The organism is Streptacidiphilus carbonis, assembly GCF_000787775.1.
Classification (GTDB): Bacteria; Actinomycetota; Actinomycetes; order Streptomycetales; family Streptomycetaceae; genus Streptacidiphilus; species Streptacidiphilus carbonis.
In genome coordinates, this window is record NZ_BBPM01000021.1 from 7,977 (window position 1) to 21,687 (window position 13,711).

Sequence of the window (13,711 nt, forward strand, 5' to 3'; positions counted from 1 at the left end):
GGCGGGGCGGGGGAAGACGGTGCCGTCGAGGAGCTTGCGGGCGGTGCGCACCAGGCTGGAGCGGCGGACCCGGGGCGGTGCGGTGCCGTCACCGGGATCGACCTCCACCTCCACCTCCACCTCGACGTCCAGTCGGCCGGAGGGGTGCTCGATGCCCAGCGGGGTGCCGGGGGAGGGGAGCCGGGCCAGGTCGCGTCCGACCGCTCCCTCCAGCAGCAGCGCGGTGGCCAAGGTGACCGCGCCGAGCACGCCGATCGAGGCGTGCGGGCGCAGCGGTATGAAGGTGCGGGTGCAGACGGCGCCCCCGTCCCTGGGCGGCGCGACCAGGGTGGTCTTCGGGACAGGGGCGTCGCTGACGTCGCCCAGGCGCATCAGCCGGCCGGCCTTGAGCCGCAGCGATTGGATCCGTTCGACGAGCGCGGTGTCGGCGGCGAGTTCGGCGGGGGACTCGTAGCCGGTGACGCCGAGGTCGGCGGCGGCCGCCACGACCACCGGCATGCCGTTGTCGATGCAGGTGACCGGGATGCCGTCGATCAGGTCCCGGAGCCTGCCGGTGGGCAGCAGCCCGTGTCCTGACGATCCCTCGGTATCGGCGAAGTCCAGCAGTACCGCGGCCGCGGTGCCGGGGACGCCGCTGATCGAGGTGGTCCCGGCGTAGTCGACCACGCCGCCGGGGGTGGGGAAGGAGGCGGTGGCCAGGCTGTCGGAGTTGACCATCCGGATCCGGACCCGGGTGTGGCCCTCGGCGGAGGCGTCCGGGTCGACCAGGCCGCGTTCCACCGCGAAGGGTCCCACCCCCGCCAGCAGATTGCCGCAGTTCTGCCGGTCGGAGACGGTCGCCGCGTCCACTCCCACCTGCAGGAACAGGTAGTCGACGTCGGCGTCCGGGCGGTCCGAGCGGGAGACCACGGCGACCTTGCTGGTGAGCGGGTGGGCCCCGCCGATGCCGTCGATCTGCCGGGGATCGGGGCTGCCCATCACCCGCAGCAGCAGCCGGTCCCGCTCGGCCGGGTCGGCCGGCAGGTCCTCGGCCAGGAAGTAGGCGCCCTTGGAGGTGCCGCCACGCATCAGCATGCACGGCAGGCCCGTTGACGACGAGGGAGGCACAACGCCCGCCTTCCGGTCAGGAGTCGCCGCGGCGGGCGTACTCGTCGGCGGTCAGGTACTCGATCCCCATGTCCTTGATCTTCTCCCGTAGACCGTAGCGGTCCAGGCCCAGTTGCCCCTCACGGAAGGCGGCGCGGGTGGCGTCCTCCTTCTCGGTGCGGGCCTGCGCCGCGGCGACCGCGGCGGCGGCGTCCAGGCGCGGGACGACCAGCACCCCGTCGTCGTCGGCGACGATCACGTCGCCGGGGCGGACGGTCTGCCCGCCGACGGTGACCGGGACGTTCACCGAGCCGGGCGTGGCCTTGACCGTGCCCTGCGCGCTGACCGCCGCCGACCAGACCGGGAAGCCCATCGCATGCAGGTCGGCCACGTCGCGCACCCCGGCGGCGGTGACCAGGCCGCGTACGCCGCGGTGCTGCAGCGCGGTGGCGAACAGGTCGCCGAACATGCCGTCGGTGCACGGCGAGGTGGTGGACACCACCAGGACGTCCCCGGGACGGCACTGCTCGACCGCGACATGGATCATCAGGTTGTCGCCGGGCCAGGACAGCACCGTCACCGCCGTTCCGGCGATCCGCGAGCCCAGGTGCACGGGGCGGATCCCGGGGCCGAGGTAGCCGGTGCGGCCCATGGCCTCGTGCACCGTGGCCACGCCGTACCCGGCGAGGGCGTCCACCTCTGCGGCAGCCGCGCGCGGCGGGTCGGTGACGACCACGTTCCGGGGCGGGTTCCTGGGCGGGTTCCGCGGGGTGCTCATCCCAGCACCGCCGTGGTCTGCGGGTAGACCCGGACGAAGGCCTCGGCCAGGCAGTCGTGCGGCAGGCCCAGGTTGGGTCCGGCGTTGCGCTTGAGCTGCACACCGCGCCGCTTGGCCAGGTCGGTGTAGTAGTCCCACATGTGCTGCTGCGCGGGCAGGCACTCCATCGCCTTGCGCTTGCGGTCGAACACCGGGGTGATGTCCAGCAGGGTGTCCGGTTTGAAGTCGCACTGCTCGGGCTGGTGCGGCTCGAAGAAGAACACCGGAGGTGCCCCCAGCGGCTCCCCGGGCGCGTCGTAGCCGACGGCCTGGGCCAGGATCCTGGCCTGGACCGCCATCCGGGCGGCGGCCGGGTGGTCGCCGTTGTAGGGGTCGGCGAGGGTGTGGGTGAGCACCACGGCCGGATCGACCTCGCGGTGCACATGCACCAGGCGGTCCACCAACTCCGGTGTCTCCAGCAGCGGGTAGTCGCCGGCGTCGAGGAACTCGATCTCCGCGCCCAGCGCGGCCGCGGCCTGCTCGGCTTCGCTGCGGCGGACCGTCTTGATCTCGTCCAGGGACTTGCCCTCGCGCCAGGCACGGGCGGACTCACCGCGCTCGCCGTAACTCAGGCAGACCACCTTGGCGCGCTGCCCGGCGGCTGCGGTGAGGGCTATCGCCCCGCCGGCCCGCCAGACGAAGTCGCCGGCGTGTGCGCTGATCACCAGCAGCGGTCCGGTGGCCGCCGGGACGCCGGTGGTGGTGCTCGTTGTGTTCATGTTGCCTTCCCCTGACCAGCCAGCTCCTGTGCCACTGGTGGTTACGCTAAGAGGTGGCTACAACATTGTCAACAATCTTCGTCTCAACTATTGCGCCACTATCGACAGCGGTCTACAGTCGCCGAAACACGACGCCGGTACCGGTCGAACACGGCACCGAACACGGCGCCACCCCACGCTGCACCCCACCTGAGAAACGATGAAGTTCTCCATGAACCAGGGGGCCCACCCATGTCCATCCCGCTGTCCGCGACGGGGGGAGCGAGCACCGAACCGCGCCGTTCGGTCTCGCACACCACGCTCAACACGGCCACCATCGTCGCCGTCGGGCTGGCAGTCTGTCTGGCCCAGATAGGCCTGGCCGTACCGGCCACCCTCAACGGGACTTTCCAGACCGTCCTGCATCCCACCGGGGCCTCCCAGCTCGACTGGATCTCCGACTGCACCCTGCTCCCGATCGCCGCCCTGGAGCTCACCTTCGGCGTGCTGGGCGATCTGTTCGGCCGCAAGAAGCTGCTTGTCGGCGGCGCGCTGCTGCTGATGGTCGGTGAGATCATCTCCGGCACCTCGACCGGGGTCGGCCAGATGTACGTCGGGCAGTTCACCGCCGGACTCGGCTCGGCGGCGCTCTTCCCCACCACCCTGGCCATCATCGCCTCGGGCAGTCACACCCATGCCGGTCGGGCCCGCATGATCGCGCTCTGGGCGGCGCTGCTCTCCACCGGCAACTTCATCGCGCCCATGCTCGGTGGCCTGACCGCCACCTACGGCAGCTGGCGGACGGCGTTCTGGATCATCGTGGCGCTGTCCGCAGCCGTCGCCGTGTTCTGCTGGTTCTTCACCACCGACTCGCGTTCCCCCGAAGGCCGTTCGCTGGACGTCCCCGGCCAGACCGCCATCGGCCTGGCCCTGTTCGCCCTGCTCTACGCGGTGATCGAGGGTCCGACCGCCGGCTGGGGCAGCGCCACCGTCATCGGCTGCTTCATCGCGGCGGCAGTGCTGCTGGTCGCCTTCGTGGTGATCGAGACCCGGGTCCCCAACCCGCTGCTGCGGATGGACCTCTTCCGCAACCGGGCCTTCTCGCTGGCCGCCGCGGTCACGGTGCTGGGGATGTTCTCCTTCCTCGGCACGGCCTACTCCATCAGCATCCGGATGGAGGTCATCCAGCACCAGAGCGCGATGCGCACCGCCTTCGCCTTCATCCTGCTCAGCGGGCTCACCATCTTCCTGCTGCCGCTGACCTCCTTCATGATGGCCCGCTACCAGCCGCGTTGGATCCTCGGCGGCGGCTTCCTGCTGATGGCGGTCGGTCAGTTCCTGGCCTCCGGGCTGTCGATCACGGAGACCTCGCTGCCCTCACTGATCCTGCCGATGGGACTGGTCGGGGTCGGCTTCTCCTTCGCGGTGTCCTCGGTGACCGCGACCGTGGTCAACACGGTGCCGAGCAAGCTGGCCGGGATGGCCGCCGCCACCACCAGCATGGTCCGCGACTTCGGTTTCGCCATGGGCCCGGCGCTGATCGGCGCCATCGCCCTGAGCAGGGCCGCGACCAACTTCAACAACGCTCTCGCCGGTGATCCCTCACTGTCCGCGGTCAAGGCGGCGGCCGAGGGCGCGGGTGCGGTCGCGACCAACTCCGTTCCGCCCGACGTGCCGTTCAGCAAGGCCGCACCGCTCGCGGTCAAGGCACTCGACAGCGGCTACTCGCTCGGATTCCTGATCTGCGGAATCGCGGCACTGGTCTGTTGCCTGGTGACGGTCGCCCTGCTGGGTGGAAAGCAGGAGCAGGAGGCGGAAATCGCAATGATCGAAGCCGAATCCGCCGCCGCCTGACAACTACCTGACGGCCGTCCGGAAACCGGCCGGCAGACGCCCCTGCTCAGCCGTTGACCGTTTTCAGTACCGCGCCGGCCATCCCCTGTTCCCCCCGCGCGTTGGGATGCACGGCCGCCGCCGGCGAGGACGGCACCAGCGGTTCGATCCACCGGCTGGATTCCGCCGAACACGCGTCGTGTCCCGTCGACGGGCCGAACGTGTCCACGTACCCCGCGCCCGCGGCTTTCGCCTCGCGCTGGAGCATCGCGTTGAGATCCTGCTCCTTCTGCCGCAGATAGCTCACGTCACCGGGCGCCAGCCCCAGCGCCCGCGCGCACCCTTCGCCCCCGTCGGGGAGTATCGCCGGGTAGCCCACCACGTACACCCTGGCCTTCGGCGAGCGCTTCCTGATCTCGGCCAGCGCCGCGGACACCTTGTCCGCGGCCCCGTCGATCCGCTGCTGCACCTGGTCGGTGCCGTCGGCGACGAACTGCGCACGACAGGGCGCATCCCCGCTGCCGTTCGCGCCGAACCTGACCGCGTAGTACAGCACGCCGGTTTCCACGCAGCGGGTGAGCAGCGAGCTGAAGCCGATGTCGTTGCCGCCGATGCCCAGAGTGACCAGCCTGGTCTCGGAGGTCAGTGCGGAGAACTGGGCCGGATTGGTCCCGTTGCCGGTGGACTGCTGCCCGGCGAGGTCGGCGGTGGTGGCGCCGCTGCAGGAGCGGTCGGTGATCTGGGCCGGCTGCAGCTTCAACGCGGCGGCGACCAGGGCCGGGTAGTTCTGGCTGGAACGGTCGCAGCCGAGCGGCGTGCCGTTCTGGTCCGGGATGTCGGGGCCGGAGGTGTAGGAGTCGCCCAGCGCAACGTAGGGCCCCACCGGGGCCGTGCCGTCGTCCCGGCTGCTCTGGGTCAGGCCGACCGCGGCGACCAGCGCGCCGCAGGCCAGTACGCAGACCACGCCGGTCCGTAGGTGGTTCCTCATCAGTGCCCTGCTTTCGGTATCTGTCTCGGATACCGCTCAAGAGTCTCCCGGCAGGGCTTCCGACGTCGTCATGCGCCTGCTGACTGTCCGAAATACTGTGCTCGCAGTACCGGCATCGGGAAATCTTCCTTCCTGGCCCGCGCGGGCCCTTCGTCCCGGGAGAGGTGACCTTCGGCGGCTCCTGCGGGCCGCAGCCGGGTGGAGCCTTATGGCATGCGTATGTACAGAAGAGGAATCCGCAGGTCGGCTGTGGTGGCCCTGCTGCTCGGGGCAGCGGCGGTCCCGCTGGCCGCCTGCGGCGCGAGCGACCGGGCCGAGGACTCCGTGGCACCGGCGACGACTCCCGCCTCGACTCCCGCGACCACCCCGGCCACGACTCCGTCCGCCGTGCCGTCCACCCCGTCGTCGCCCTCCTCGTCGCCCTCCTCCGCGGCCGCCACCCCGCGCGACGCCGACGAGCGGCGCGGACGGGACCGGGGGCGCGAGGCCGAGGAACGCGGACGTGAGCGTGGTCGCGAGGCCGAACAGCGGGGGCGGGGGATCGGCGAGCAGTGGCGGCACTACGGCGAGAGCCACCGCCGCTGAACCGCACCGGACCGGACGAAGCGGGATCCGGATCCGCCGCAGCCACAAGGTGGTGGGCGCCGTGCTGGCGCTGGCCCTGGCGGCCGGCGGCGGTGCGCTGGCCGTCCGCGGCCTGGGCGGCGGCACGGCGGAGGCGGCCCCCGCTGCTGGTGCCGGCCAACACCACCGGTGTCGACGGCGCCCTGGCGACCGCCGCAGGCCGCGATCGCCAATCCGACCCGCGGCACTGGTTCGCGCCGCCTTGGACTGATCTCTTGACTCACCGTCAGAGCAGGCGGAGCATCGGTGCCGACGCTTTTGTTAACGCTCACAGTTGAGGGTGCATCAGATCCACTGACCAGAGGATGCGGGGCGACGTCATGAGTGATGCGCAGAACCCGGCGGCGGTACCGTCGCTGTCCAGACGCAGGGCGCTGGGGCTGGCCGGGACGGGAGGCGGCGTGCTCGCCGCGTCCGCGTTGCTGTCCAGCTGCACCAGCAGCAAGAGCTCCTCGGGGAACGGTTCGACCGCGGGCGGGACCGGGGACTTCCCCTCCACGCCGAAGTGGAAGTTCGTCTTCGTCAACCACGTCACCACCAACTCCTTCTTCACGCCCACGCGTTACGGCCTGGCCGACGCCGCGTCGGTGCTGGGTCTGCCGACTCCGCAGTGGACCGGTTCGGAGACCGGCGACGTGTCGCAGATGGTCAGCGCGATGGACACGGCCATCTCCGGCGGCGCGGACGGCATAGCGATCCCGCTGACCGACAACTCGGCGTTCGTCACCCCCACCAAGAACGCCCTGGCAAAGGGCATCCCGGTGATCGCCTACAACGCCACCGCGCCGGGCAACTTCCCGCTCACCTACGTCGGCCAGGACCTCTACCAGTCCGGGTTCGAGATGGGCCAGCGGATCGCCCAGAACGTGACCTCCGGACAGATCCTGGTGGGTATCTCGCAGCCGGGCGGCAACAATGTGCAGCCGCGGCTGGACGGGCTGAAGGCGGCGCTGAAGTCGGCCGCTCCGTCGGTGCAGGTCACCTCGATCAACACCGGGGCCGCCCAGGCCGGTGAGCTGAACGCGATGACCGCCGCCTACTCCGGGCACAGCGACGCCAAGGGCCTGTACGCGGTGGACGCCGGCAGCACCGCGGCGATCGCCCAGCTGATCACCCAGCGCGGGCTGACCGGCAAGGTGCACGGCGGCGGCTTCGACACCCTGACCGACACCATCAACGGGGTGAAGTCGGGTGCGCTGGACTTCACCATCGACCAGTCCGCCTACCTGCAGGGTTTCCTGCCGGTGCTCTACCTCTACCTCTACCGGCTGTCCGGGACGCTGGTGGTGCCGCCGAGCACCGACACCGGCCTGACCTTCGTCACCAAGGACAACGCGGCGCTGTATGTGAGCGCGAACAGCCGCTTCGAGGGCGGTTCCAACAAGGCTCTGATCACCATGCCCGGCTCCATCCCGCTGCCGCCGGCCTCGACCGCCACCCTGTGAGGGAGCGCATGGAAGCGAAACAGGTCGCGACCGCCGTCGGGCGCGGGCTGGTCCGTCGGCGCGAGTTGAGCATCTTCGTGGTGTGCGTCGCGGCCGCGATCTACTTCGCGGTCACCGGGTCGGGCTTCACCACCTCGGAGAACTACCACACCATCGCCCAGTACGTGGCTCCGTGGATCATCATCGGCGCGGGCGAGGTGATGCTGCTGATCTGCGGTCAGATCGACCTGTCCGCCGGGTTCGTGTTCACCCTGGCACCGTTCGTGCTGACCTCCTTCACCGGCGACGGCATGCCGCTGCTGCTCGCACTGGTCTGCGCGGTGGCGATCAGCGCCCTGGTCGGGGTCGTCAACGGACTCATCCACACTCTGTTCAACCTGGCGTCCTTCATCGTCACCCTCGGGATGGCCTTCTTCCTGGAGGGCATGTCGCTGATCGCGTCCAACGCCCAGCCGGAGGCGGCCCCGGCCAACGGCTGGGTGGCCCAGGTGTTCGGCCGCGCACGCTGGTCGGAACTGATCTGGGCGCTGGCGATCGTCGCGGTGATGCAGGCGCTGCTCTCCACCACGAAATTCGGGGTCAATACGCAGGCGGTGGGCAGCAACCCGATCGGGGCGGCGGAGGCCGGCATCAGGATCAACCGCATCAAGATCGTCAACTTCGCGCTGTGCAGCGGGCTGGCCGGCCTCGGCGGGATCCTGGACGGCATCAGGGTCGGCTCCTTCGACCCGACCAACGGCGGCAACGAGACCATGTTCCTGGCCGTCGCCTCGGCGGTGATCGGCGGCACCGCCCTGCTGGGCGGCTCCGGCACCATCATCGGCGCCCTGCTGGGCGCGCTGCTGCTGGGCATCGTCTACGACGGGTTCAACCTCACCGGAGTCAACGCCAACGCCTTCGACGTGGTCCTCGGCATCGCGATCATCGCCGCCATGCTGCTGAACGTGTACCTCGGTGTGCTGCGCAGAAAGGCGAGCCGATGACGGCGCAGGAGGAGGGCAGCGTGACGGCGGGAGGCGCCGAGACGGCGCCGGAGGTGATCCGGGCCGAGCACATCAGCAAGCGGTTCGGCGCGGTCCAGGCGCTCAAGGACGTCAACCTGTACGTCCGGCGGGGCGAGATCCTGGGGCTGATCGGCGACAACGGCGCCGGCAAGTCCACCCTGATCAAGACCCTGACCGGGTTCCACCGCCCGGACCAGGGCCGGCTGCTGTTCAACGGGACCGAGACGGCGCTGCGGTCGGTGGTGCACGCGCGGTCGCTGGGCATCGACACCGTGTTCCAGGACCTGGCCATGATCAACGACCTGCCGGTCTACCTGAACCTCTTCCTCAACCGCGAGCTCACCCACCGCCCGCTGCCCGTCCTGCGCCGCTCCGAGATGCGGCGCCGGGCCCGCGAGGCGCTGGACTCGATCGGCATCAGCATCCCCTCGGTGGACACCGAGGTCGGACAGTTGTCCGGCGGCCAGCGCCAGGCCATCGCGGTGGCCCGGTCGGTGTACGCGGAGTCCACCCAACTGCTGTTGCTGGACGAGCCGTTGGCTGCGATGGGGGCCAAGGAGGGCGGTCAGATCCTGCGGCTGCTGAAGCGGCTGAAGGAGCGCCGGGACATCGCCATCATCCTGATCGCGCACAACTACGCCCAGATCGTGGACATCTGCGACCGGGTGAACCTGCTGCAGCACGGTGAGATCACCCTGGACCGGGCGTCCCAGGAGACCTCGGTGAGCGAGCTGCTGGAGCTGGTGCACGCCGAGTACGGGGTCAACTGACCGGACCCACCCGGTGAGTTCACGGGGTCAGTTCAGCGCCTGCTCGGTCCGGATGGTCTTGCCGGTGGGGGTGTGCCGGGTGCCCCAGCCGGTGGTCATCTGGGCCACCAGCAGCAGGCCCCGGCCGCCCTCGTCGAAGATCCGGGCCCTGCGCAGGTGCGGGGAGGTGGAACTGCAGGGCAGGTAGCGCTGTTCGATGGCGAAGACCGACAGCGACATCGACGCCTGCCGGAACGCCCGCTCCACTCGGTGCGTCCGGCAGGGCACTCAGTCCCGGCCCGGTGCGATCGCGGCCAGGTGGGCTGCGACGGCGGCGTCGTTGCGGGGGCGGTCGCCGGTGGCGAGGAGGTCGAGCAGGGCGCCGCGCAGCACGGCCAGCAGCAGGGCGCGTTCGGCCTCAGCGGCAGGGGAGTCGCGGTGGGCCGGGGGCTGTGCGGCGGCGAGCAGGTCGAGCCAGTCGGTGACGGTGCGTCGGGCGAAGTCGGCCCAGGGGCCCGAGTCGTCGGTGAGGGAGCGCGCATAGCTCTGCACCCAGAGCGTGTTGAGCCTGAGGTGTTCGGGAGCGGCGAGCCACTCCCAGACCAGGGCGCCGACCCGGGCCAGGTCGTGCTGCCGGCCGTCCTGCTTGCCGTCCTGGTCGGAACGTACCGCGTCGAGGACCCGCAGTTCGTCCTGGCGGGCCCGTGCCAGCAGCGCCTGGACCAGCGCTTCCTTGCTGCCGAACAGGAAGAGCAGAACGCGCGGACTGCTGCCGACGGCCTCGGCCAGCGGCCGCAGCGACATGTCCGCGAGTCCGTGGTCGAGGACATAGGCGTAGGCGAGTTCGAGGAGTTGGCGCTTGCGGGCGGAATCTGCGGTGGCTGATGCGGTCACGCCGCCATTGTGCTTCACTGAAACAGTTGTTTCAGTGCACTCGCGGTGGGGATGCCATGCAGAATCGGGAAGCGGTCATGCGGTCGGTCGGCGAGCCGGGTGACCTGGGGTGGGTGGTGCAGGCCCACGGCGAGCAGTACGCGGCCGAGTACGGTTGGGACGCGATGAGCATGGAGGGTCTGACGGCCCGTATCGTCGGCGACTTCGCAGCCGCGCAGGACCCGGCCCGCGAGGCCGGCTGGATCGCCGAGCTCGACGGCCGCCGGGTCGGCTGCGTCTTCTGCGTCAGCGAGGACGACACCACCGCGAAGCTGAGGCTCCTGCTGGTCGACCCGGCCGCCCGCGGCCACCGGCTGGGCACCCGCCTGGTCGACCAGTGCCTGGAGTTCGCCCGGTCGGCCGGCTACCGGCGGATGCGCCTGTGGACCAACCAGCCCCTGGCCTCCGCCCGCCGCATCTACCTCGCCGCCGGCTTCCGGCTCGTGCAGGAGCAGCCGCACCGGGACTTCGGTGTGGAGATCCTCGGCCAGGTGTACGAGTTGGATCTCTGAGCCGTGACGCCGCGGGGGAGGGCGGCGGTAGCATCCTCTCCGTGTCCGATACCGCAGCCCTGCGGGGCCTCACCGTCGTGAACGCCTGTCTGCGCGAGGGCCGCGGCGGCAGCCCGACCGCGGTCCTGGACGAGACGCCGCTGACCGATGCCGAGCGTCGGGGCGTGCCGGTGGCGTCGGGGACCTCGCACGCGGTCTTCGTCTCGCCCGGGGACGACGGACCCGGCCGTCCCCGTCTCCGTCCCAGGGTCTCGCTCCGCTTCTTCACCTCCGAGGGCGAGCTGCCCGGGTGCGGCCATGGGACCGTCGCCGCCCTCGCCCTGCTCGCCGAGCGCAGCGGGGAGAAGGAGTACGAGGTCACGCTGCGGGCGTCCGGGCGTGACTTCTCCGGCAGCGCCGTTCGCGAGGGCGACCGGTTCCGGGCCTCGTTCGATCCCGGGCCGGTCGAGCTCCGGGAGCCGGCCGCGGCGGAGCTCGCTCCGGTCCTCGGAGCCCTCGGCGTGACCCCCGACCTGCTCGCCCCCGGCGCCTGCGTCGCCTCGCTGGGGCGGCCGCGACTGCTCGTCCCGGTGCGCACCCGGGCCGCGCTCGCCGGGCTGACCCCGGATCAGGACCGGCTGCGCGAGGCCTGCGACGGGCTCGGGCTGCTGGGCTGCTACGTCCACTCGGTGCCGACGGACGACGGCCGGGCCGCGGCTCGGATGTTCGCCCCCTCGATCGGCGTCCCCGAGGACATCGCCAACGCCAACAGCACCGCCTGCCTGATGGCCCGGCTCGCGGAGGCCGACGGCCGTACCGGTATCACCGTCGACATGGGCGACGCCCTCGGCAGCCCCGCGGCCGTCACCGCGACGGCGACGTCGACCGCGAGCGCGAGCGCGCGGCCGGTCCGGTCCGGTCCGCTCGTCCGGGTCGGCGGTACCGCAGTCGTGACCCGCGTCAACTGATCCACCCATCGGCCCCGGAGGACCAAGCCATGCACTTCGCGCGTACCAGCACCCACACCGTCTGGGACCGGACCCTTCCGCCGCTGGCAGAGCTGGCGCCGGGCCAGGAGGCCGTCGTGGACACGGCCGAGGCCAGCGGCGGCCAGTTGGACGCCGGCTCCGGGGCACAGGACCTCACCGCCCTCGACTTCTCCCAGCTCAACCCGGTCACCGGACCGTTCAGCATCGCCTCGGCGCGGCCCGGGGACGCCGTGGTGGTGGACATCCTGGAGATGAGCGTCGGCAGTTGGGGCTGGACCGCCTGCATCCCGGGGTTCGGGCTGCTGGCGGACGATTTCACCGCGCCGCACCTGCGCATCTCGAAGATCGGCGACCGGTCCGCCGAACTGCTCCCGGGCCTGGAGATCCCACTGGCGCCGATGCTCGGCACCATCGGCGTCGCACCGCCCGAGCCGGGCCCGCACGGCATGATCCCGCCGCGCCGCTGGGGCGGGAACATGGACATCCGCCACATCGGCCCCGGCGCCCGGCTGGTGCTGCCGGTCGGGGTGGACGGCGCGCTGCTCTCGCTCGGCGACGCCCATGGCGCGATGGGGGACGGCGAGGTCGCCGGAACCGGCATCGAGACGGACGCCACCGTACGGATCCGGGTCGACCTGCTCCGCGACGCCGCCCCGCCCACCCCCTTCGTCGAGACCGACGCCCGCACCCACCGCACCGGCCGCGCCCTGGCGACCACCGGCATCGGCCCGGACCTGATGCAGGCCTCCCGGGACGCCGTGCGCGCCCTGGTCGACCAGATCGTCGCCCGCAGCGGGCTCGCCCCCGAGGACGCCTACCTGCTCGCCAGCGTCACCGCGGACCTGAAGATCTCCGAGATCGTGGACGCCCCGAACTGGGTGGTCACCGCCCACCTCCCGCTCGCCCTGCTCGACTGAGCGCGGCGCCGGGCGACTCCGTTCGGGTGGCAGCGACACGGGCGCACTCGCGCCCGCCCGTGTCGCTGCGGCCCCCGCCGTAGGGTTCGAACTCGTCGCCGACGCGTTGAACAAGGGGCAGGGGCCGCTGCGATGATGACCACCGCTCACGTGGGCCGCCGCCGCTTCCTGGCCGCCGTCGCGGCGGCCGCGGCGGCGCCGGGGCTCGTGGGAGCGACGAGGGCCGTGCGCGTCTCGGACCCGCCGGGCAGCCGGATCATCGCCGCCGACCAGGCCTCGCGCAGGGTACTGCTGCTGGACCCGGCCGCCGTGGCGACGCGGTCGCTGCTCGCACCGCGCTGGTCGTGGGCGCCGGGTGACGGCCTGGCGGACCTGCGGCCGGATCTGACCTGGCGCAACGTCAGCGACGCCAAGTGGGTCGGGCTGCCCGGGAGCGCGGGCGTGCTGTGCTGCGCCTCGGAGGGGCTGGCCGCCCTGGTTGCCCTCGCTGACGGCGCGGTCCGCTGGGCCGTCGCCGTGCCGCACGCGAACCTGCATTCGGTGGAGCTGCTTTCGGATGGCAGCGTCGCCGTGTGCGCCAGCACGGCGGGGTGGGTGCGGGTGTACGCGGCGGCGCTGGGGCCCCGCTGCGGCCAGTACACCGAGTTCGCACTGCCCGGCGCGCACGGCTTGCACTGGGACCAGCGCGGCGGAGTGCTCTGGGCGCTGGGCGACCATGATCTGGTCGCACTGACGGTCGGCCTGACCGTTGGCGACGTCCGAGGCCTGGCGTCGCTGGCCGCGACTGCCCGCTACCCGCTGCCGGATCCGGGCGGCCACGATCTGGCGGCCGCCGGACCGGGCAGCGACCGGCTGTGGGTCACCACCAACGCGCACGTCCACCAGTTCTCGACGTCCCAGGCAGTGTTCGTGCCCTACCCGGAGCATGGGCTGGTGGACCGGCCCCAGGTGAAGAGCGTGGGCACGGACCCGGTGACCGGACGCATCCTGCTGGCGACCCCGGCGGCCGACAACCCGTGCACCTGGTGCACGTCCACGGTCGAACTCGTCGGCCCCGCCGGACAGGAGACCGTCCAGGGCTCCAGCCTCTACAAGGCCCGCTGGGCCGTCCCGGCGCACAGCACGGCGTAACCTTCC

Annotated in this window: 15 protein-coding genes; 9 read left to right on the forward strand and 6 right to left on the reverse strand. The window is 71.5% G+C overall.

Features of this window, described 5'->3' with window-relative positions; all coding sequences use genetic code 11:
* The 3 genes from TR46_RS18210 to TR46_RS18220 all read right to left on the reverse strand — a co-directional run.
* The coding region (locus TR46_RS18210; RefSeq protein ID WP_063770612.1) for a 4-oxalomesaconate tautomerase at positions 1-1,074 on the reverse strand (1,074 nt) is incomplete at its 3' end.
* Positions 1,075-1,123: 49 nt separating this feature from the next.
* Positions 1,124-1,864 carry a 4-carboxy-4-hydroxy-2-oxoadipate aldolase/oxaloacetate decarboxylase gene (locus TR46_RS18215; RefSeq protein ID WP_042402140.1) on the reverse strand — a complete coding sequence of 247 codons (741 nt, stop codon included), beginning with the start codon at positions 1,862-1,864 and terminating at the stop codon, positions 1,124-1,126.
* Complete coding sequence (locus TR46_RS18220; RefSeq protein ID WP_042402144.1) at positions 1,861-2,622, reverse strand: PIG-L deacetylase family protein; 762 nt, start codon at positions 2,620-2,622, stop codon at positions 1,861-1,863. The genes TR46_RS18215 and TR46_RS18220 overlap by 4 nt, the downstream gene beginning before the upstream one ends.
* A 231-nt stretch (positions 2,623-2,853) precedes the next feature.
* Between TR46_RS18220 and TR46_RS18225 the strand changes: the two genes are divergently transcribed.
* Positions 2,854-4,455: an MFS transporter gene (locus TR46_RS18225; RefSeq protein ID WP_052432904.1), complete on the forward strand. Its 1,602-nt coding sequence runs from the start codon at positions 2,854-2,856 to the stop codon at positions 4,453-4,455.
* A 46-nt stretch (positions 4,456-4,501) separates the two neighbouring features.
* Here the strand turns inward: TR46_RS18225 and TR46_RS18230 are convergent, their stop codons facing one another.
* Complete coding sequence (locus TR46_RS18230; protein WP_042402147.1) at positions 4,502-5,422, reverse strand: SGNH/GDSL hydrolase family protein; 921 nt, start codon at positions 5,420-5,422, stop codon at positions 4,502-4,504.
* 219 nt (positions 5,423-5,641) lie between these two features.
* On the opposite strand from TR46_RS18230, the gene TR46_RS18235 reads away from it, so the two are divergent.
* The 4 genes from TR46_RS18235 (at position 5,642) to TR46_RS18250 (ending at position 9,265) form a co-directional block, all read left to right on the forward strand.
* Positions 5,642-6,007: a hypothetical protein gene (locus TR46_RS18235; RefSeq protein ID WP_152626556.1), complete on the forward strand. Its 366-nt coding sequence runs from the start codon at positions 5,642-5,644 to the stop codon at positions 6,005-6,007.
* Between the two features lie 359 nt (positions 6,008-6,366).
* Complete coding sequence (locus TR46_RS18240; RefSeq protein ID WP_084718680.1) at positions 6,367-7,491, forward strand: sugar ABC transporter substrate-binding protein; 1,125 nt, start codon at positions 6,367-6,369, stop codon at positions 7,489-7,491.
* 8 nt (positions 7,492-7,499) lie between these two features.
* Positions 7,500-8,474, forward strand: coding sequence for an ABC transporter permease (locus TR46_RS18245; protein ID WP_042402153.1), 975 nt, complete (start codon positions 7,500-7,502; stop codon positions 8,472-8,474).
* A complete protein-coding gene (locus TR46_RS18250) occupies positions 8,471-9,265 on the forward strand; it encodes an ATP-binding cassette domain-containing protein (RefSeq protein ID WP_042402156.1) in 795 nt (264 codons plus the stop codon). The genes TR46_RS18245 and TR46_RS18250 overlap by 4 nt, the downstream gene beginning before the upstream one ends.
* Before the next feature lie 27 nt (positions 9,266-9,292).
* Here TR46_RS18250 and TR46_RS18255 read toward each other — a convergent pair whose 3' ends face one another.
* Together TR46_RS18255 and TR46_RS18260 are read right to left on the reverse strand one after the other, a co-directional pair.
* Positions 9,293-9,511 (reverse strand): ATP-binding protein, encoded by a 219-nt coding sequence (locus tag TR46_RS18255; protein WP_042402159.1) that lies wholly within the window; start codon positions 9,509-9,511, stop codon positions 9,293-9,295.
* 21 nt (positions 9,512-9,532) lie between these two features.
* On the reverse strand, positions 9,533-10,138 hold the full coding sequence (locus TR46_RS18260) for a TetR/AcrR family transcriptional regulator (protein ID WP_042402394.1): 606 nt from the start codon (positions 10,136-10,138) through the stop codon (positions 9,533-9,535).
* A 56-nt stretch (positions 10,139-10,194) separates the two neighbouring features.
* Between TR46_RS18260 and TR46_RS18265 the strand changes: the two genes are divergently transcribed.
* From TR46_RS18265 to TR46_RS18280, 4 genes are all read left to right on the forward strand, one after another.
* Positions 10,195-10,689 carry a GNAT family N-acetyltransferase gene (locus TR46_RS18265; RefSeq protein ID WP_042402164.1) on the forward strand — a complete coding sequence of 165 codons (495 nt, stop codon included), beginning with the start codon at positions 10,195-10,197 and terminating at the stop codon, positions 10,687-10,689.
* Between the two features lie 41 nt (positions 10,690-10,730).
* Entirely contained in the window at positions 10,731-11,636 is a 906-nt protein-coding gene (locus tag TR46_RS18270) for a PhzF family phenazine biosynthesis protein (RefSeq protein ID WP_236655375.1), read from the forward strand.
* 29 nt (positions 11,637-11,665) lie between these two features.
* Positions 11,666-12,574, forward strand: a complete 909-nt coding sequence (locus tag TR46_RS18275) for an acetamidase/formamidase family protein (protein WP_042402167.1) — start codon at positions 11,666-11,668, stop codon at positions 12,572-12,574.
* Positions 12,575-12,706: 132 nt separating this feature from the next.
* Entirely contained in the window at positions 12,707-13,705 is a 999-nt protein-coding gene (locus TR46_RS18280) for a DUF6528 family protein (protein ID WP_052432905.1), read from the forward strand.
* The last annotated feature ends 6 nt before the right edge of the window (positions 13,706-13,711 follow it).